Here is an 18348-nt window from a genome sequence, read left to right on the forward strand (position 1 = left end):
CGGCTCCGGGCCGGGCCCTGCCGGGCCGGGTGTTACGCGTCCAGGCCGATGGCGAAGGCTGCTTCCAGGTCGTGCTGCGAGTAGGTGCGGAACGCCACGTGGGTGTCGGTCGCCTCGACGCCCGGGATCTTGCTGATGCGGCCGGGGATGATGTCGGCCAGGTTCTCGTGGCGGGCGACGCGGACCAGCGCGATCAGGTCGTACGTGCCCGTGACGGAGTAGACCTCGCTGACGCTGTCCAGCGCGGCGATGGACTCGGCGATCTCGGGGATGCGGTCCACGCTGGTCTTGATGAGCACGATCGCGGTGATCACGGTTGGCTGTCTCCCTCGCCGGCAGTCACTGGTCTCCTCACTCTAGTCGTACGCCGATAGCGCGCCCACGCGTAGAGGAAGCCCACCGAGAAGCCCACCACGTGGGCCAGATAGGCCACTCCGGGCCCGCTCTCCGCACGCTGCGCGGCCAGCCACTGCAGGGCGAACCAGAACATCAGCACGATCCAGGCCGGGAAGCGCAGCGGCAGGAAGAGCAGGAACGGGAACAGGCTCGTCACCCGCGCCTTCGGGAAGAGGCAGAGGAAGGCCCCGAGGACCGCCGAGATGGCCCCCGACGCACCGACCAGGGTCTGGTCCGAGGAGGCGTTGGCCGCCGCGTACGCCGCCAGCGCCAGGTATCCGGTGCACACGTAGAAGACCAGGAAGGGCGCCCGGCCCATCCGTTCCTCCGTCATCGCGCCGAAGACGTGCAGGAAGAGCATGTTCCCGAGCAGGTGCAGCCAGCTGCCGTGGACGAAGAGCGCGGTCAGCGGGGTCAGCAGCGGGCGCCCGGCTCCCGAGAACAGTTCGTCGGGGACCACGCCCCAGTGCCGGAAGTACTGCGTGCCCGCGTCCAGCAGCCGGTCGCCCGTGCCGTAGGACGGATTCAGGCCGGAGGCCGGGCCGAGCACGAACGCCAGGCAGCAGCCCGCGATCAGCGCGTACGTGACCACCGGGCCCCGGGCGGCCTCGCGGACCGTCCGCCACTTTACGATCATGCGACTGAGCATGACGCAGGTGCACCCCTCCGGTGGCGTTGCCAGGCCGTAGGGTTACGTGCTGCGGTCCGAGACCGCCACGCGCGGCTGTGAACGCTTTGATTGAATGAGCTACGAAGGAGAGAGCGGCCTGATGACGGTTCCCCTGCCGACCGACACGACCCGGTGGCGCTGCACGCTGTGCGGCAACCTCACGCGGTTCGACGTGACCCGTTCGTCGAAGGTCGTCGAGTATGTCCACCTGGACCTCGCCGGGGAGCCCAAGGTCGAGGAGCGCGAGGTGGTCAGTGAGACCATCGAGTCGGTCCGCTGTCGCTGGTGCAACGCGGTGGACCAGATCGAGCTCGTGGACAGGCCGGGCACCGGCTCCTGAGGGAGCCGGGCCCACAGTAGATCACGGTAGGGGTGACGGATTGTGGAGCCAGCAAGCGGCGCTGAGCCGGCCGACGCGGCCGGCGACGCCGCCGAGGTGCTCGACCGCCCGCTGCCGGAAGGCGTGCGGCGCCGGGTCGTCGCGCTCGTCTCGGACGCCTTCGGCGGACTGACGGTCGCGGACCTTCCGGCGCAGTTGCGCCAGTACGCCCGTTTCACCCCGACCCGGCGCGCCAAGTTCGCCGGGAACGCCATGGCGGCCGCCGTGGAGACGGACGGTGCCTTCCGCAGCCGGGTCGCGGAGAAGCTGCGCGAGGCGCAGCCGGAGCTGGCGGCCGCGCTGGACTCCGCCGCCCCGCCCGCCGCGGCGGACCCGCTGGACGTGGCGGCCGCCGCGTACGTGCTGCGTCCGGCCGGCTGGGTGAAGCTGGTGGCCGCCGCCGGCGAGGAGGCGCAGCGCGCCGACGCCGAGCGGGTCGGCGACGAGACCCGCCGGGAAGTCGAGCGGCTGCGCGGGGAACTGGCCCAGGCCAGGGAGCAGCAGCGCGCCGGGGGCGACCAGGTGCGGGCCGATCTGGACGCCTCCCGCAAGGAAGCGGAATCGCTTCAGCGCAAACTGCGCAGTGCCCTGAGCGACGTCAAGCGGGGCGAGGCGGCCCTGCGCAAGGTGACGGCGGAGATCGACGGGTTCCGGGCCGAGGCGGCCGCGCAGGTGGCGGCCGCCGAGAGCGAGACCCGGCGGCTCAAGTCCCGGCTGGCGGAGGTGGAGTCGGCGCTGGAGACCTCGCGCCGGGCCACCCGCGAGGGGCGCAGCATCGAGGACATGCGGCTGCGGCTGCTGCTGGACACGGTGCTGGACGCGGCGGCGGGGCTGCGCCGCGAACTGGCGCTGCCCCCGCTCTCGACGCGGCCGGCCGACACGGTGGAGGCCGTGGAGCCGGGCCGGATGACGCCGAAGGACATTGCGGCGCGGGCCCTGTCGGAGACCGATCCGGCGCTGCTGGACCAGCTGTTGGCGCTGCCCCAGGCGCACCTGGTGGTCGACGGCTACAACGTGACCAAGACCGGTTACCCGACGATGCCGCTGGAGAAGCAGCGGCTGCGGCTGCTGGGCGGGCTGTCGATGCTGGCCGCGCAGACCGGTGCCGAGATGACCTGTGTGTTCGACGGGGCGGAACTGGCGGCGCCGGTGCTGCTCGCCCCGCCGCGCGGGGTGCGGGTGCTGTTCTCCAAGGCCGGGGTGACGGCCGACGAGCTGATCCGCCAGCTGGTGCGGGCCGAGCCGCCCGGCCGTCCGGTGGTCGTGGTCTCCACGGACCGGGAGGTGGCCGACGGGGTGGCGAAGGCGGGGGCCCGGCCGGTGACGTCCGCGCTGCTGCTGAAGCGGCTGTCGAGGGTTTCGTAGCCGAAGGGGCTTTGGCGGCTTTCGTAACTGCTGGGCGCAATGCCGGAATTGGTGGCCGGGGTGGGGGACGTACCGTCAACTCCCCGGCACGCAGCGTGCGCCACGGGCAAAAAGGCCGGCCCCGAAGCGGAATTTTTCTCGCGAGGATTTGAACTGATCACAGGCGGGTCACTAGGGTCTGTTCAAACCTTCGTGCGGCAGTTCACCCATTCGGGTGCGGGCGGAGGCGTGCCGCCGAGCTTGCGACCGTCTTCGGCGGCTCCAGGAAGAAGGAGCTCGCTTTCGTGGCGTCCCACCGTCGACCCAAGCCGCCCACCCGTACGCGCGTGAGCGTGCTCACGGCGCTCGCCACCGCGGCCGTCGCCCTCTCCTCCCAGTCGGCCATGGCCGCACCGGACAAGCCCAGCAAGGACGAGGTCAAGTCCAAGGTCGACGCCCTCTACGGGGAGTCCGAGCAGGCCGGCGAGAAGGCCAACGCCGCCAAGGACCGCCAGGACAAGCTGGAGAAGGAGATCGCGCAGCTCCAGGACCAGGTCGCGCGCGGCCAGGACGAGCTCAACGGCCTGCGCAACACGCTCGGTTCGATGGCGACCGCCCAGTACCGCGGCGGCGGCCTCGACCAGTCGGTGGAGCTGCTGCTCTCCGCCGACCCGCAGTCCTACCTCGACAAGGCCTCCACGCTCCAGCAGTTGAGCGGCAAGCAGGTCGAGGCGATATCCAAGATCCAGGCCAAGCAGCGCAGCCTCGCCCAGCAGCGCGCGGAGGCCACCGGCAAGCTCGCCGACCTCGACGCCACCCGCAAGGAGCTGGCCGAGAAGAAGAAGACCGCCCAGGACAAGCTCGCCGACGCCCAGGCCCAGCTCAACTCGCTGACCGCGGACGACCGCGCGCAGCTCAAGAACGAGGCGGCCAAGGACGGCGAGGGCGCCGCGAACGCCGCGAACGGGGGCGGCGGCGCCAAGCCCGGGGCCGGAGCGGGATCGGGCGGGGGCGCCGTGAAGGGCTCGGGCCGGGCCGCGGACGCTCTCGCCGCCGCGCTGACCCAGAACGGCGACCGCTACCACATGGGCGACACCGGCCCCGACTCCTGGGACTGCTCCGGACTGACGCAGTGGGCCTACGCGCAGGCCGGCATCAACATCAGCCGCACCACCTACACCCAGGCCAACGACGGCACGCGCATCGGCATGAGCCAGCTCCAGCCCGGCGACCTGGTCTTCTTCTACGACGACCTGCACCACGTGGGCCTCTACGCCGGCAACGGCCAGGTCTTCCACGCCTCCAACCCCACCGGCGGCGTCCGCTACGAGGCCATGAAGAACATGCCCTTCCAGTTCGGCGTCCGCGTCGGCTGACCCGTCCCCGCCCGCCCCGTCCCAGGGGCGCCCCGTCGCGGGGACGCGCCGCACACCGCCCATCCGGGCGAATTGCGCGGACCGCCCCTGACCCCACGCCCCGCCGGTGACCTGCGTCTGAGGCGGGGCGTCGGCATGTGCGCCCCGCGCCGGTCGTTGGCCGGTGCGTGGTGGCGCGGCTACTGTCTGCCAGCGCGGAGCCCGGCACACGGCCGTCCACGGAGGGCGGACCCGGGTCCCGCGCAGCGGAAGGGAGCGGTTCCACGTGGCGTCCCATCGCCGGACCGGCCTCAGCGGCCTCGACCGGAGCACCAAGGTCACCGTCTTGACCGCCGCCGCGGCCACCGCCGCCGTGGCCCTGACGGGCGCACCCGCACAGGCGTCACCCGGGCTCCCGCCGGCCCCCTCCACCGGTTCCCGCGCCCAGGTCGACCGGCTCTTCGAAGAGGCCGAACAGGCCACCGAACGGTTCAACGAGGCGGGCGAGAAGGCCGACCGGCTGCGGGACGAGATCAGCCGGGCCCAGGACGCGGTCGCCCGCGGCCAGGACCGCATCAACACCATGCGCGGGGTCCTCGGCGCCTTCGCCGGAGCCCAGTACCGCTCGGGCGGCCTCGACCCGACCGTCGAGCTGATGCTGTCCGACGACCCCCGGGACTACCTCGACAAGTCGGCCGTCCTGAACCGGCTCAGCGGCCGCCAGGCCCAGCAGCTGGGCGAACTGCGCGAGGAACAGCGCCGGATCGGCCAGCAGCGCCAGGAGGCCACCCGCAAGCTCTCCGAACTGGAGGTCCTGCGCACCGAGGTGGCCACCCAGAAGCGCTCCGTCACGGCGAAGCTCGCCGCCGCCCGGCAACTGCTCGACGCCATGCCGTCGGGGGAGCGGGCCGACTTCGAGCGGGCCTCGCGCTCGGCCGGCCGCGCCGACGTGCTGCCGGACCCGTCCTTCGCCGGGGACGGAGGCCACGCCTCGGGCCGCGCCATGACGGCCGTGATGGCGGCCCGGGCGGCCGTGGGCCGGCCGTACGTGTGGGGCTCCACCGGCCCCTCCGGCTTCGACTGCTCCGGGCTGATGGTGTGGTCCTACCGGCAGGCGGGGGTCTCCCTGCCGCGCACCTCGCAGGCCCAGCGGTACGCGGGCCGGCAGGTGCCGCTCTCGCAGGCCCAGCCCGGGGACCTGGTGACGTACCGCTCGGACGCCAGCCACGTCGGCATGTACGTGGGCAACGGTCAGGTGATCCACGCCCCCTATCCGGGCGCCCGGGTGCGCTACGACCCCGTCGGGATGATGCCGGTCTCCTCGGTGACCCGGCCCTAGGGCTGCGTACGATCGGCCGGGTGACCCCGTTCCGTACCGCCCCGCGCCTGCCGGCGCTGCTGCTCTGCGCGCTGCTGGTGGCGTGCGGGGGGCCGACCGGGGCCGGGTCCGGGTCCGGGTCCGGGGACGCCGGGGTCCGGGAGGCCGTCGCCGCCTGGTCGCGGACCCCGCCCGCGCGGCTCGCCGGGCTCCCGCTGGAGGGGTGGGCCTACGAGGTCGGCTCCGTCCGGCTGGACGGCGTACGGGCGCACGTGCGCGCCGAGCTGCGCTACCGGCTGGCCGGCTACGACGGCGCCCCCGCCGGGTCCGCCCGGGAGGTGGAGCTGACCCGGGAGGGCGCCGCCTGGAAGGTCACCTCCGACGGGCCCGCCCCGGGGGCGCCGGCGCAGCTGTGGGACCAGGGCGAGGTGGCCGTCGTACGCGGCACCGCCTCCCTCGTGCTCGGCGTCGGCCAGAGCCCCGCGACGCTGGCCGAGGTGGGCCGGGAGGCCGACCGGGCGGTGCCCGCCGTGAGCGCCGCCTGGCCGCGCGCCTGGGCCCGGCGGGTGGTGGTGCTCGTCCCCGGCTCGCTGGACGCGATGGCCGCGCTGCTCGGGAAGCCCGCCGCCACCTACCGGGGGCTGGGCGCCGTCACCACCGGCAGCACCGGCGGCGGACCGGCCCCGGCCGACCGGATCGTGATCAACCCCGAGGGGTACGCGCAGCTCGGCGCGGCGGGCAAGGACGTCGTCCTGACCCACGAGGCCACCCACGTCGCCACCCGCGCCGCCACCACGGCCGGGACCCCGCAATGGCTGTCCGAGGGCTTCGCCGACTGGGTCGCGTACCGGGACGGCCCGCTGACCCCCGCCGAGGCGGCGCCCACCCTCGCCCGCGCCGTCCGCGCCGGGGGGCCGCCCGGCGCGCTCCCGGCCGACGCGGCGTTCGCCTTCGGCGGCGACCAGGAGGCCACCGCGCGGGCGTACGAAGGGGCCTGGCTGGCCTGCCGGCTCATCGCGGACCGGTGGGGCGCGGCGGCGCTCGTACGGCTCTACGAACAGGCAGGCCGCGAGCCGCTGCCGGCCGCGCTGGAGACCGTCCTCGGCACGGACCGGCAGGAGCTGACGCGGGCCTGGCAGGAGGCCCTGCGCCACGAACTCGGCTGACGCCGTCCGGTACGTTGGCAGCGATGCACAAGACGCTGATCGTGACCAACGACTTCCCGCCGCGCCCGGGCGGCATCCAGGCCTTCCTGCACAACATGGCGCTGCGCCTCGACCCCGAGCAGGTCGTCGTCTACGCCTCCACCTGGAAGCACGGAGCGCAGGGCCGGGCGGCCACCGCCGCCTTCGACGCCGAGCAGCCCTTCCCGGTGGTGCGGGACCGCACCACCATGCTGCTGCCGACGCCCCGCGTGACCCGCCGGGCGGTGTCCCTGCTGCGCGAACACGGCTGCGGGTCGGTGTGGTTCGGGGCGGCCGCCCCGCTCGGCCTGATGGGCCCGGCGCTGCGCCGGGCGGGCGCCCGGCGGCTGGTCGCCACCACCCACGGGCACGAGGCGGGCTGGGCGCAGCTGCCGGCCGCGCGGCAGTTGCTGCGGCGGATCGGCGAGGGCACCGACACCCTGACCTACCTGGGGGAGTACACGCGTGCGCGGATCGCCTCCGCGGTCACGGAGCGGGCGGCGGCCCGGATGGTCCAGCTCCCGCCGGGGGTGGACGAGAAGACCTTCCACCCCGGCTCGGGCGGCGCCGAGGTCCGGGCCCGGCTGGGCCTGACCGACCGGCCGGTGGTCGTGTGCGTCTCCCGGCTGGTCCCGCGCAAGGGGCAGGACACCCTGATCGAGGCCATGCCCCGGATCCTGGCGGCCGTGCCGGACGCGGTGCTGCTGGTCGTGGGCGGCGGCCCGTACGAGGCGGACCTGCGCGCGCTGGCCGCCCGGGGCGGGGTCGCGGACTCCGTGGTCTTCACCGGAGCCGTCCCCTGGGAGGAGCTGCCGGCCCACTACGGCGCGGGTGACGTCTTCGCGATGCCGTGCCGGACCCGGCGGGGCGGCCTGGACGTGGAGGGGCTCGGGATCGTCTACCTGGAGGCCTCCGCGACGGGTCTGCCGGTGGTCGCGGGCGACTCGGGCGGCGCGCCCGACGCGGTGCTCGACGGGGAGACCGGCTGGGTGGTCCGCGGCGGCTCCCCGGACGAGGCCGCCGACCGGATCGTCGCCCTCCTCAGGGACCCGGAACTGCGCGCGCGCATGGGCGCCCGCGGCCGCGCCTGGGTCGAGGAGAAGTGGCGCTGGGACCTCCTGGCGGAGCGCCTGCGCGAGCTGCTGTAGGCGTACGTCCGGCGGGCGGGGGCCCGGGGGTCCGGCCGGCATCCCGCCGGTACCCGGGCCCGGTCCGGGCGGGCGGGGCATTATCGCTCCCCGCCGCCCGGCGCGGGCGCGGACCGGGAAACCGGGCGGGCGCGGGCGGGCTCCGGCCTACGGTCGAGCCATGTCTGACTGTCACTCACATACGTGTCAGCGCGGGTTATGGCCGGTTGGGCGGAATCCGCTCATGATGCGGCCATGACTCCCAACCTGACGCGCCGTCACCTCTTGGGCATCGGCGCGCTCCAGACCGCGGCGGCCCTCGGATTCACCCGCATCGGGCTCTCCTCGGCGGCCGCCGCCGAACCCCCCGCCGCGCAGTACGCGCCCGCCATCGTCGTCGGCTCCGGCTACGGGTCCGCCGTCGCCGCGCTGCGCCTCGGACAGGCGGGGGTGCGTACCGTCGTCCTCGAAATGGGGCGGCTGTGGGACACCCCCGGGCCCGACGGGAAGGTCTTCCCCTCCACCTCCGCGCCCGACCAGCGCTCCATGTGGTTCCGCAACCGCACCGAGGCCCCGCTCGCCCAGTTCCTCTGGCTCGACGTGGTCAACCGCGACATCAGCCCCTACCCCGGCGTCCTGGACCGGGTGAACTACGGCGAGATGTCGGTCTACGTCGGCCGCGGCGTCGGCGGCGGCTCCCTCGTCAACGGCGGCATGTCGCCCACCCCGAGGCGCTCGTACTTCACCGAGGTGCTGCCCCAGGTCGACGCGGACGAGATGTACGGCACGTACTACCCGCGCGCCCGCGCCATGCTGGGCGTGAACGACATCGACCCGGCCTGGTTCGAGTCCACGGAGTGGTACCGCTTCGCCCGGATCTCCCGCAAGCACGCCCAGAACACCGGCCTGAAGACCACCTTCGTGCCCAACGTCTACGACTTCTCGTACATGAAGCGCGAGGCCGCCGGCACCGCCGCCAGGTCCGCCCTCGCCGGCGAGGTCATCTACGGCAACAACCACGGCAAGAAGAGCGTCGACAAGACCTATCTGGCCGCCGCCCTCGGCACCGGCAACGTCACCATCGAGACCATGCAGCGCGTGGTCGGCGTACGCCCCGACCCGGCCGGCGGCTACGTCCTCACGGTGCGGACCAGCGACGTCACCGGCAAGGTCACCCAGGTCCGCGAACTCGGCTGCAAGCAGCTCTTCCTGGGCGCCGGCAGCCTCGGCACCACCGAGATCCTGCTGCGCGCCCGCGAGTGCGGCACGCTGCCCGCGCTGAGCGACCGCGTCGGACTCGGCTGGGGCCCCAACGGCAACGTCATGACCGCCCGCGCCAACCACCTGTGGGACACCGTCGGGGCCAACCAGGCGACCATGCCCGCCCTGGGCATCGACGACTGGGACAACCCCGCCAACCCCGTCTTCGCGGAGATCGCCCCGCTCCCGATGGGCTTCGAGCACTGGATCTCGATGTACCTGGCCATCACCAAGAACCCGGAGCGCGGCCACTTCACCTACGACGCCGCCACCGACTCGGCGCGGCTCAACTGGCGGCGCGACCAGAACGCCCCGGCCGTACGGGCCGCCAAGAACCTCTTCGACCGCGTCAACCGGGCCAACTTCACGATCTACCGCTACGACCTCTTCGGCGGCAACAGGGCCTTCGCCGACGACTTCACCTACCACCCGCTGGGCGGCTGCGTCCTCGGCGAGGCCACGGACACCTACGGCCGCGCCAAGGGCTACCAGGGGCTGTACGTCGTCGACGGCTCGCTCGTACCGGGGTCGCTCGGGGTGAACCCGTTCGTCACCATCACCGCCCTCGCGGAGCGGAACATGGCCCGGATCCTCGCCGAGGACCCCCGGTAGGGCGCCGTGCGGGGCGGCTCAGCCCCGGTACAGCGCCTCGATCTCGTCCGCGAAGTCCTTCGCCACCACGTTCCGCTTCAGCTTCAGCGAGGGCGTGATGTGGCCCGACTCCTCGGTGAACTGGGAGCCGAGGATACGGAACTTCCGCACCGATTCCGCCTTGGAGACCGCCGCGTTGCCGTCGTCCACGGCCTTCTGGACGGCGGCGATCAGCTCCGCGTCCTCGCGCAGCTCCGCCGCCGTCACCCCGGCCGGCTTGCCGTTCTCCGCGGCCCAGCGGACCAGGAACTCCTCGTCGACGGTGACCAGCGCCGCCACGAACGGCCGCCCGTCGCCGACCACCATGCACTCCGCGACCAGCGCGTGCGCCCGGATCCGGTCCTCGATCACCGCGGGGGCGACGTTCTTGCCGCCCGCCGTGACGATGAGCTCCTTCTTGCGGCCCGTGATGGCGAGGTAGCCGTCCTCGTCGAGGGTGCCGACGTCGCCGGTGTGGAACCAGCCGTCCGTCAGGGCCTCGGCGGTGGCCGTCTCGTTCTTCCAGTACTCCTTGAAGATGTGCTCGCCGTGCAGCAGCACCTCGCCGTCGTCCGCGATGCGCACCACCGAGCCGGGCAGCGGCTGGCCGACCGTACCGATCTTCGTCTTGTCCCACGGGTTGAAGGCCGTGGCCGCGCAGGACTCGGTCAGGCCGTACCCCTCCAGCACCGTGAAGCCGATGCCGCGGAAGAAGTGCCCGAGCCGCTCGCCCAGCGGCGCGCCGCCGGAGATCGCGTACTCGCCGCGCCCGCCGAGGACCGTGTGGAGCTTGCTGTAGACCAGCTTCGAGAAGACCTTGTGCTTGAGGCGCAGGCCGAAGGACGGACCGCCCGGGGCGTCCAGCGCCCGGCTGTAGGCGATGGCCGTGTCGGTGGCCGCGTCGAAGATCCTGCCCTTGCCGTCGGCCTGGGCCTTGGCACGCGCCGAGTTGTAGACCTTCTCGAACACGCGCGGCACCCCGAGGATCAGGGTGGGCCGGAACGACTGGAGCTCGTCCGTCAGGTTCTTGATGTCCGGTACGCAGCCCAGCCGGATCGGCGCCAGCACGGCCGCCACCTCCACCAGGCGCCCGAAGACGTGCGCGGCCGGCAGGAAAAGCAGCACGGAGCACTCGCCGGTCCGGAAGAGCGGGCTCAGGCGCTCCACCACGTTGCCGCACTCGGCGAAGAAGTTGCGGTGGGTCAGCACGCAGCCCTTGGGGCGGCCGGTGGTGCCCGAGGTGTAGACGATGGTGGCGGGGTCGTCGGCGTTGGCGAGGGTGCTGCGCGCGTCCACCTCGGCGTCGGTGACCGCGGCGCCCGCGGTCCGCAGCGCGGCCACGGCGCCCTGCTCGATCTCCCAGACCTCGCGCAGCTCCGGCAGCCGGTCGCGCAGGGAGGCCACGGTCGCGGTGTGCGCCGGGCTCTCCGTAATGACGGCGACCGCGCCGGAGTCCCCGAGGATCCACTGGACCTGCTCGGCGGAGCTCGTCTCGTACACGGGGACGGTGACGCCGCCCGCCGTCCAGATCGCGAAGTCCAGGAGCACCCACTCGTAGCGGGTGCGGGAGATCAGGGCGACCCGGTCGCCGGGCTCGACGCCCGCGGCGATCAGGCCCTTGGCGGTGGCCCGCACTTCGGCGAGGAACTCCGTCGCGGTCACGTCCTGCCACCGGCCGTCGACCTTGCGGCTCATGACGGCGGTGTCGGGATGCTGGGCGGCGTTGCGGCGGATGAGATCCGTCAGGTTTCCGTCCGAAGGGACCTCGTACAGGGCCGGAAGGCTGAACTCGCGCAAGACTGCTGCTCCTCTGGGCGCCATCGCCACTGTGTGGACCGACCGGACGTTACCCACCGGTAGTGGGTTCCGGATAGAGGGAACCGGCCAGATGTTCCGTGCGTCACATTCTGTACATCGCCCTACTCCGCCCGGACGGCGGCGCACCCCCGGCCGCCTTGCCGACAGTAGTCGACCCGGTTCGCGACTCGGAAGTAACCGCAGGTCCGGCCGCCTGCGGGGGCCCCTCTACCGGGCCGGGCCCCGGCGCCCCTAGGGTGGCCGCATGGGTGGCACGAAGAGTCGTACGCGGGTCCACGTCGTCAGCGACGTCCACGGCAACACCGAAGCCCTCGCCCGGGCAGGAGAGGGCGCCGACGCCCTCATCTGCCTCGGTGACCTGGTGCTCTTCCTCGACTACGCCGACCACTCGCGCGGCATCTTCCCCGAGCTCTTCGGCATCGAGAACGCCGACCGCATCGTCGAACTGCGCACCGCCAAGCGCTTCGTGGAGGCGAGGGAATTCGGCCGCAGCCTGTGGGACGGCCTGGACAGGGAGCGGCTGATCGAGGAAGCGGTGCGCCGGCAGTACGCCCGGATGTTCGCCGCCTTCCCCAGTCCCACGTACGCCACCTACGGCAACGTCGACATCCCGGGTCTGTGGCCCGAGTACGCCGGACCCGGCACCACCGTCCTCGACGGCCAGCGCGTGGAGATCGGCGGCCGCGTCTTCGGCTTCGTCGGCGGCGGCCTGCCTTCGCCGATGCGCACGCCGTACGAGGTCGACGAGGAGGAGTACGCCGCCAAGGTGGAAGCCCTGGGCGAGGTGGACGTGCTGTGCTCGCACATTCCGCCGGAGGTTCCCGAGCTCTGCTACGACACCGTCGCGCGCCGCTTCGAGCGGGGCAGCGAGGCCCTGCTGGCCGCCATCCGGCGGACCCGGCCGCGGTACGCGCTGTTCGGGCACGTCCACCAGCCGCTGGCGCGGCGCGCCCGGATCGGCGGCACGGAGTGCGTCAACGTCGGCCATTTCGCGGCGACCGGGCGGCCGTGGGCGCTGGAGTGGTGAGAGGGGCGGGAGTGCCGGGACCCGCACGCACGGTAGCCTTCACGCGGCGGCCGGGGGCCGCCCGCACACTTGTCGAACACTCCCCGGAGGAGCGACCGCGATGGCGGAACACACCAGCTCGAGCATCACGATCGAGGCCGCGCCGGCCGACGTCATGGCCGTGATCGCCGACTTCGCCCGCTACCCCGAGTGGACCGGCGAGGTGAAGGAGGCCGAGGTGCTGGCCACCGACGCCGAGGGCCGCGCGGCCAAGGTGCGGCTGCTGCTCGACGCGGGCGCGATCAAGGACGACCACACCCTGGCCTACAGCTGGACGGGCCAGGACGAGGTCAGCTGGACCCTGGACAAGTCCCAGATGCTGCGGCAGCTGGACGGCTCCTACCGGCTGGCGCCGCTGGCGGGCGGCCGCAGCACGGAGGTCACCTACCAGCTGACGGTGGACGTCAAGATCCCCATGCTCGGCATGATCAAGCGCAAGGCGGAGAAGGTCATCATCGACCGCGCGCTGGCGGGCCTGAAGAAGCGCGTCGAGTCCAAGACCGCCTGAGCCCGCACGGCGGTTGCCCGCGGCGGCGGCGCCCCAGCCCCCGCACGCCGCCGCGGCCGGACCTCCCCGCCGCGCCGCGCGACGAGGCGCCCGGGCCCCTGCTCTCCCCGGCGGCACGGGCCTTCGCAGCCGTGCGAGCCGTTCGGCCGGGCCGGCCTTCGGCCGGGCCGTCCGACGGTCGTGTTTTCGCAGCGGCGCCGGCCTTTTCGCCGGGTCGGATAGGGGGTCGGGCCGGTCTTCTGCCGGGTCGGCAGGCACAAGTCGCGTCGGCGCGCCCGCGTGGCGGCGGCCGGACAACGAGGAGCACCATGACGCAGGTCCTGCTGGTCACCGGACCCGGTGGGGCCGGGCGCAGCACCATCGCCGGGGCCACCGCGCTCGCCGCCGTCCGCGCCGGGCGCCGCGCGGTGCTGCTGTCCGCGGCGGACCCCTTCCACGGCGGCCCCGTCCCCGAGGGCCTGCACACGCCCCGGCTCGACTCCGGCGCGGAGTTCCGCAGCGAGCTCGCCGCCCTCCAGGACCGCGGCGCCGCCCTCATCGGCATGCTCGGCGGCCGCCCCCTCGGCGCCGAGGAGCTGACCGAGCTGCCCGGCGCCGAGCAGTTCGCCCTGCTGCGCGCCCTGCGCCGGGCGGCCTCCGCCCCCGGCGCCGACCTCGTCGTGGTGGACATGCCCCCACTGCACCAGGCGCTGACCACCCTCGCGCTGCCCGCCCAGCTGCGCCGCTACCTCGCCCGGCTGCTGCCCGCCGAACGCCAGGCGGCCCGCGCCCTGCGCCCCGTACTGGCCCAGCTGGCCGGAGTGCCGATGCCCGCGCAGTGGCTCTACGAGGCCGCCGCCCGCTGGGACGCGGAGCTGGCCGCCGTCCAGGCCGTCGTCGAAGCCGGCACCACCGCCGTCCGCCTGGTCGCCGAACCGGGCCCCGCCGCCGACGCCGCCCTGCGCACCGCTGTGCTCGGCCTCGCCCTGTACGAGCTGCCCGTCCTCGACCTGGTCGCCAACCGGCTCGTGCCGCGGGACTCCGCCGACCCCTGGGTGGCGGGGATCGCCGCCCGGCAGGACGCCTTCCTGGCCGCCCGGGACCCGGGCCCGCCCGTCGTCCGGGCGGCCCACCTCGGCCGGGACCCGCGGGGCCCCGAGGACCTGGCGCTCCTCGCCGCCGCCCCCGGCATGGCCCCGCCCGCCCCCGGGACCGCCGACCGCCCCCGCTGGGGCGTCGAGGACCGGCTCGCCGCCGACGGGGTCCTGGTCTGGGCGATCCCGCTGCCCCGCGCCCGCAAGAGCGAGCTGGACCTGATCCGGCGCGGGGACGAGCTGGTCCTCGCGGTGGGCCCGCACCGCAGGATCGTCGCGCTGCCCGCCGCGCTGCGCCGCTGCACCGTCTCCGGCGCCGCCCTCGACGAAGGCGTCCTCCGCGTCCGCTTCACCCCCGACCCGCAGCAGTGGCCCCGGGCGCGCTGAGCCGCGTACCGCCGTTCGGGTACCGTCGGAAGGAGGCGGTACGCCAGTACCGCACCGCACGTCCCGCCGCCGCCAGGAGAGTCCGCCATGAGCGAGGCCACCGACCGCCCCACCGACGACGACGCCTGGGCGAAGGCCTGCGCCGAGGACCTCGCCGCCGAGGAAGCCCGCCGCCGCGCAGAGCGCGAGGCCGCCGGGGCCGGGCCCGCGGGCGCCCCCGGCACGGCCGCCGAGGAACTGTTCAAGCTCTTCGAGGCCGTCGCCGACAAGGTCTCCGCGCTGAACAACCCGCTGCTCGGCGCCGCCGCCCAGGGCGCCGTACGCCAGTTCGTCAACCAGGCCAAGACCGCGGCCAAGCCCGTAGTGGAACGCAATCCCGAGGTCTTCGACCACCTCGCCGCCGCCGGGTCCGAGCTCCTCGCCGCCTACCGCTCCGCCGTCGAGGGGCACGAGCGCCGCTGGACCCGCGACGAGCCGCCGGCCCCGCGCGCGTCCGACGACGGCGACGACGAGGGCCCCGAAGCGGGGCCGGCCGAGCGGATCGATCTCGACTGATCCTCCGCCCGCCTCGGGTACGGTGGGCCGTGGCGGGGTTTGACCGGAAACCGAGGGACTAATGGGACTCACCATCGGCGTCGACATCGGCGGCACGAAGATCGCGGCCGGCGTGGTCGACGAAGAGGGCACCATCCTTGAGACGTACAAGGTGCCCACCCCGCCGACCGCGGACGGGGTGACGGAGGCGATCTGCGCCGCCGTCTCCGAAGTCAGCAGCAACCACACCATCGACGCCGTCGGCATCGGCGCCGCCGGATACGTGGACGACAAGCGCGCCACCGTCCTGTTCGCGCCGAACATCAACTGGCGCCACGAGCCGCTCAAGGACAAGGTCGAGCAGCGCATCGGCCTGCCGGTCGTCGTCGAGAACGACGCGAACTGCGCCGCCTGGGGCGAGTACCGCTTCGGCGCCGGCCAGGGCCACGAGGACGTCATCTGCATCACGCTCGGCACGGGCCTGGGCGGCGGCATCATCATCGGCAACAAGCTGCGGCGCGGACGCTTCGGCGTGGCCGCCGAGTTCGGCCACATCCGGGTCGTCCCGGACGGCCTGCTGTGCGGCTGCGGCAGCCAGGGCTGCTGGGAGCAGTACGCCTCCGGCCGCGCGCTCGTCCGGTACGCGAAGCAGCGCGCCAACGCCACCCCCGAGAACGCGGCGGTCCTGCTCGGCCTCGGCGACGGCACCCCCGAGGGCATCGAGGGCAAGCACATCAGCGAGGCGGCCCGGGCCGGGGACCTGGTGGCCGTCGACTCCTTCCGCGAACTGGCGCGTTGGGCGGGAGCCGGTCTCGCCGACCTGGCCTCCCTCTTCGACCCGTCGGCGTTCATCGTCGGCGGCGGGGTCTCCGACGAGGGCGACCTCGTCCTCGACCCGATCCGCAAGTCCTTCAAGCGCTGGCTGATCGGCGGCGCGTGGCGGCCGCACGCGCAGGTCCTCGCCGCGCAGCTCGGCGGCAAGGCCGGGCTCGTCGGCGCGGCGGACCTGGCGCGCCAGGGCTGACACGTCCGGGGAAGCCCGCCGCGCCCCTTGGGGGAGCGGCGGGCTTCTGCGTATGTTGCGGAGCATGCTGCCGAAGTCTGTTACGGAGCCCGACGGTTCTGCCGTGATCCGGGCCCTCAGCTACAACATCCGCTCGCTGCGCGACGACGAGGAAGCAGTGGCCCGGGTGATCCGCGCCTGCGCGCCCGACCTGGTCTTCGTACAGGAGGCGCCGCGGTTCTTCCGCTGGCGCAAACACGCGGCGCGGCTGGCCTCGAAGACCGACCTGGTGGTGCTGAGCGGGGGAGCGACGGCGGCGGGGCCGCTGCTGATGTGCTCGCTACGGGCCTTCGTGGAGCGCACCGAGGACGTGCTGCTCCCGCTGACGCCGGGGCGGCACCGGCGGGGCTTCGCCACGGCGGTGGTCCGCTTCGGGGCGGCGCGGGTCGGGGTGGTCAGCGCGCACCTGTCCCTGGACCGGGCGGAGCGGGCCGCGCAGGCGGGGCTGCTGGCGGAGCGGGCCGCGGCGCTGGGGGCGCCGCACGCGATCGTGGCGGCCGATGTGAACGAAGCCCCCGGCGGGCCGGCGTTCGGGCGCCTCACGGAAACCCTGCGGGACTGCTGGACGGTCGCGCCGTGGGGCGGCGCGGACACCTTCCCGGCGGTGGCGCCGGACCGGCGCATCGACGCCGTCTTCGCCTCCCCGGGGGTCGAAGTCCTGGCCTGCGGCGTCCCCACCGCCCTGCCCGGGATCACCCCCCACGACCTGCGCACCGCCACGGACCACCTCCCGGTCCTGGCCGCCCTCCGCCTCCCACCCCCCGCCCGGGGGGCGACTTCGGCCCCGCCGGCGCGTGCGGCGGGAGCGGTGGAAGGGCGGGTGGAGGACGGCCCCGCGCGGCGGCGCTGAGGGGTGGCGGCGCCGCGTCGGGAAAGGGGCGCGGCGCGTCAGGAGGAGGTCACACCACCGCGCCGCGGCCGGGGTCGTCGTCCTCGTCGTCCCCGTGCGCCATGCGGGCCACCAGGGTGGCGAAGCCGCCCAGGAAGCCGCCGATGCCCAGGGTGGTCAGCCACCAGGTCATGTCCCACTGGAGCAGCACCGCCAGCAACAAAAGCACCGGCCCGCCCACGACCGCCAGCCACGCGAACTTCGCCGTGGTGTCCGCGGGCGGGAGCTCCGGTTCCGGCGGGACGAAGTGGCCCTCGTCCTCGCCCTTCGGCGGGGCCGGCGTGTGGTCCCGGGGGCCCGTCATCGCCCCCACGCCGGGGGCGAAGGTCACCGAGCTCCCCAGAGCCGGAGGTTCCGGTTCCGGCGACGGGGGTGCCGGCTTCACGTCCTCCTCCGGCAGCATCAGGTTCTCGATCGGCCGGAACGGTCTCGCGCCCGGCGGGTCCGCCGGCTCCTGCCCGTACCCGGCGACGATCGCCGCCCACGCCGCCTCCTCGTCCAGCGGGGGCACACCCCCCGAGGACTCCTCGTGCTCAGCCACCGCTGGCCGCCCCCTCCCTGCCGACGCTCTCCGCGAGCCGCCCGACGAACGCATAGCTGTCCGCGAAGATCCGCTCCGCGTCGTAGTCCAACGTCGCGACGTGGTAGCTCTGTTCCAGCAGGGTCTCGGTGACGTCCGTCGACGACACCCGCGCCAGGATCCGCGCCGAGTCCACGGGCGGCACCACGTGGTCCTGCGGGCTGTGCAGCAGCAGCACAGGCTGCGTCACCTGCGGCAGCTCGGTGTCCACCAGCTGGAAGAACTTCCGCAGGGAGTGCGCGGCCCGGGTCGGGACCCGGTCGTAGCCGACCTCCTCCGAGCCCGGCTTCGCGATGTCGCTGGCGATGCCCGGCGTCGACCGGATGAAGTGCTTGGCCACCGGAAGGGCCACGGCCAGCGGGTCGTGCACCTTGTTCGCCGGATTGACGAGGACGATCCCGCTGATCGCGTCCCCGTGCTTGGCCGCCAGCCGCAGCGTCAGCGCCCCGCCCATGGAGAGCCCGAAGACGAAGACCCGCTCGCACCGGTCCAGCAGTTCCCGCAGCGCGCGGTCGACCTCGGCGTACCAGTCCTGCCAGCCGGTGAGCTGCATGTCCTGCCAGCGCGTCCCGTGCCCGGGCAGCAGCGGCAGGGAGACCGTCAGCCCGCGCGCGGCCAGGTACTCGGCCCAGGGACGCAGGGACTGCGGGGAACCGGTGAAGCCGTGGCAGAGGAGGACGCCGACCTCTCCGCCCTCGTGGCGGAACGGCTCGGCTCCAGGGAGGACGGGCACCAGGATCTCCTTGGTCATGAGGGGTTGGCGGGTG

The 18348-nt window shown here is 73.9% G+C and carries 18 protein-coding genes; 13 read left to right on the forward strand and 5 right to left on the reverse strand.

All coding sequences use genetic code 11. The annotated features are described in order from the left end of the window. Positions 1 to 32: 32 nt before the first annotated feature. Together ACFYYT_RS18180 and ACFYYT_RS18185 are read right to left on the reverse strand one after the other, a co-directional pair. Positions 33 to 314: an Lrp/AsnC family transcriptional regulator gene (locus ACFYYT_RS18180; RefSeq protein ID WP_008738815.1), complete on the reverse strand. Its 282-nt coding sequence runs from the start codon at positions 312 to 314 to the stop codon at positions 33 to 35. After that, positions 311 to 1033, reverse strand: a complete 723-nt coding sequence (locus tag ACFYYT_RS18185; protein ID WP_385316797.1) for a rhomboid family intramembrane serine protease — start codon at positions 1031 to 1033, stop codon at positions 311 to 313. The genes ACFYYT_RS18180 and ACFYYT_RS18185 overlap by 4 nt, the downstream gene beginning before the upstream one ends. A gap of 133 nt (positions 1034 to 1166) precedes the next feature. Between ACFYYT_RS18185 and ACFYYT_RS18190 the strand changes: the two genes are divergently transcribed. The 7 genes from ACFYYT_RS18190 (at position 1167) to ACFYYT_RS18220 (ending at position 9645) form a co-directional block, all read left to right on the forward strand. Further along, the gene (locus ACFYYT_RS18190) at positions 1167 to 1406 is read left to right on the forward strand and encodes a hypothetical protein (RefSeq protein WP_351820975.1); all 240 of its coding nucleotides are present in this window, start codon (positions 1167 to 1169) and stop codon (positions 1404 to 1406) included. Positions 1407 to 1445: 39 nt separating this feature from the next. Beyond that, entirely contained in the window at positions 1446 to 2810 is a 1365-nt protein-coding gene (locus ACFYYT_RS18195; protein ID WP_351820972.1) for an NYN domain-containing protein, read from the forward strand. A gap of 284 nt (positions 2811 to 3094) precedes the next feature. Beyond that, complete coding sequence (locus ACFYYT_RS18200) at positions 3095 to 4165, forward strand: NlpC/P60 family protein (RefSeq protein WP_351820906.1); 1071 nt, start codon at positions 3095 to 3097, stop codon at positions 4163 to 4165. Between the two features lie 265 nt (positions 4166 to 4430). Further along, positions 4431 to 5483 carry an NlpC/P60 family protein gene (locus ACFYYT_RS18205; protein ID WP_351820903.1) on the forward strand — a complete coding sequence of 351 codons (1053 nt, stop codon included), beginning with the start codon at positions 4431 to 4433 and terminating at the stop codon, positions 5481 to 5483. 20 nt (positions 5484 to 5503) lie between these two features. After that, positions 5504 to 6628: a hypothetical protein gene (locus ACFYYT_RS18210; protein WP_351820900.1), complete on the forward strand. Its 1125-nt coding sequence runs from the start codon at positions 5504 to 5506 to the stop codon at positions 6626 to 6628. Between the two features lie 23 nt (positions 6629 to 6651). Further along, complete coding sequence (locus ACFYYT_RS18215) at positions 6652 to 7794, forward strand: glycosyltransferase family 4 protein (protein WP_351820897.1); 1143 nt, start codon at positions 6652 to 6654, stop codon at positions 7792 to 7794. 234 nt (positions 7795 to 8028) lie between these two features. Continuing rightward, the gene (locus ACFYYT_RS18220) at positions 8029 to 9645 is read left to right on the forward strand and encodes a GMC oxidoreductase (protein ID WP_351820894.1); all 1617 of its coding nucleotides are present in this window, start codon (positions 8029 to 8031) and stop codon (positions 9643 to 9645) included. Positions 9646 to 9663: 18 nt separating this feature from the next. Here ACFYYT_RS18220 and ACFYYT_RS18225 read toward each other — a convergent pair whose 3' ends face one another. Beyond that, positions 9664 to 11460, reverse strand: coding sequence for an AMP-dependent synthetase/ligase (locus ACFYYT_RS18225; RefSeq protein ID WP_351820891.1), 1797 nt, complete (start codon positions 11458 to 11460; stop codon positions 9664 to 9666). Between the two features lie 265 nt (positions 11461 to 11725). Here ACFYYT_RS18225 and ACFYYT_RS18230 point away from each other — a divergent pair, with 265 nt between their 5' ends. The 6 genes from ACFYYT_RS18230 (at position 11726) to ACFYYT_RS18255 (ending at position 16962) form a co-directional block, all read left to right on the forward strand. Beyond that, positions 11726 to 12508, forward strand: coding sequence for a metallophosphoesterase (locus ACFYYT_RS18230; protein WP_351820888.1), 783 nt, complete (start codon positions 11726 to 11728; stop codon positions 12506 to 12508). A 100-nt stretch (positions 12509 to 12608) separates the two neighbouring features. Further along, entirely contained in the window at positions 12609 to 13055 is a 447-nt protein-coding gene (locus ACFYYT_RS18235) for an SRPBCC family protein (RefSeq protein WP_351820885.1), read from the forward strand. 308 nt (positions 13056 to 13363) lie between these two features. Next, positions 13364 to 14515, forward strand: coding sequence for an ArsA-related P-loop ATPase (locus tag ACFYYT_RS18240; RefSeq protein ID WP_351820883.1), 1152 nt, complete (start codon positions 13364 to 13366; stop codon positions 14513 to 14515). Positions 14516 to 14602: 87 nt separating this feature from the next. After that, the gene (locus ACFYYT_RS18245; protein ID WP_351820880.1) at positions 14603 to 15070 is read left to right on the forward strand and encodes a DUF5304 domain-containing protein; all 468 of its coding nucleotides are present in this window, start codon (positions 14603 to 14605) and stop codon (positions 15068 to 15070) included. 61 nt (positions 15071 to 15131) lie between these two features. Then, the gene (locus ACFYYT_RS18250; RefSeq protein ID WP_351820877.1) at positions 15132 to 16073 is read left to right on the forward strand and encodes an ROK family glucokinase; all 942 of its coding nucleotides are present in this window, start codon (positions 15132 to 15134) and stop codon (positions 16071 to 16073) included. 64 nt (positions 16074 to 16137) lie between these two features. Continuing rightward, positions 16138 to 16962, forward strand: a complete 825-nt coding sequence (locus tag ACFYYT_RS18255; protein WP_388608471.1) for an endonuclease/exonuclease/phosphatase family protein — start codon at positions 16138 to 16140, stop codon at positions 16960 to 16962. Between the two features lie 49 nt (positions 16963 to 17011). On the opposite strand, the gene ACFYYT_RS18260 is transcribed toward ACFYYT_RS18255, so the two are convergent. Both ACFYYT_RS18260 and ACFYYT_RS18265 read right to left on the reverse strand, forming a co-directional pair. After that, the gene (locus ACFYYT_RS18260) at positions 17012 to 17542 is read right to left on the reverse strand and encodes a hypothetical protein (RefSeq protein ID WP_351820871.1); all 531 of its coding nucleotides are present in this window, start codon (positions 17540 to 17542) and stop codon (positions 17012 to 17014) included. Further along, complete coding sequence (locus ACFYYT_RS18265; RefSeq protein ID WP_351820969.1) at positions 17535 to 18314, reverse strand: alpha/beta fold hydrolase; 780 nt, start codon at positions 18312 to 18314, stop codon at positions 17535 to 17537. The genes ACFYYT_RS18260 and ACFYYT_RS18265 overlap by 8 nt, the downstream gene beginning before the upstream one ends. Positions 18315 to 18348 lie beyond the last annotated feature (34 nt).

The organism is Streptomyces sp. NPDC002032 (assembly GCF_042890765.1).
In the GTDB taxonomy this organism is placed as follows: Bacteria; Actinomycetota; Actinomycetes; order Streptomycetales; family Streptomycetaceae; genus Streptomyces.

Coding starts and splice junctions, on each gene's coding strand:
- ACFYYT_RS18185 (WP_385316797.1), bottom strand. CDS start 1,033: ATGATCGTAAAGTGGCGGACGGTCCGCGAGGCCGCCCGGGGCCCGGTG.
- ACFYYT_RS18190 (WP_351820975.1), top strand. CDS start 1,167: ATGACGGTTCCCCTGCCGACCGACACGACCCGGTGGCGCTGCACGCTG.
- ACFYYT_RS18215 (WP_351820897.1), top strand. CDS start 6,652: ATGCACAAGACGCTGATCGTGACCAACGACTTCCCGCCGCGCCCGGGC.
- ACFYYT_RS18220 (WP_351820894.1), top strand. CDS start 8,029: ATGACTCCCAACCTGACGCGCCGTCACCTCTTGGGCATCGGCGCGCTC.
- ACFYYT_RS18230 (WP_351820888.1), top strand. CDS start 11,726: ATGGGTGGCACGAAGAGTCGTACGCGGGTCCACGTCGTCAGCGACGTC.
- ACFYYT_RS18235 (WP_351820885.1), top strand. CDS start 12,609: ATGGCGGAACACACCAGCTCGAGCATCACGATCGAGGCCGCGCCGGCC.
- ACFYYT_RS18240 (WP_351820883.1), top strand. CDS start 13,364: ATGACGCAGGTCCTGCTGGTCACCGGACCCGGTGGGGCCGGGCGCAGC.
- ACFYYT_RS18245 (WP_351820880.1), top strand. CDS start 14,603: ATGAGCGAGGCCACCGACCGCCCCACCGACGACGACGCCTGGGCGAAG.
- ACFYYT_RS18250 (WP_351820877.1), top strand. CDS start 15,132: ATGGGACTCACCATCGGCGTCGACATCGGCGGCACGAAGATCGCGGCC.
- ACFYYT_RS18255 (WP_388608471.1), top strand. CDS start 16,138: ATGCTGCCGAAGTCTGTTACGGAGCCCGACGGTTCTGCCGTGATCCGG.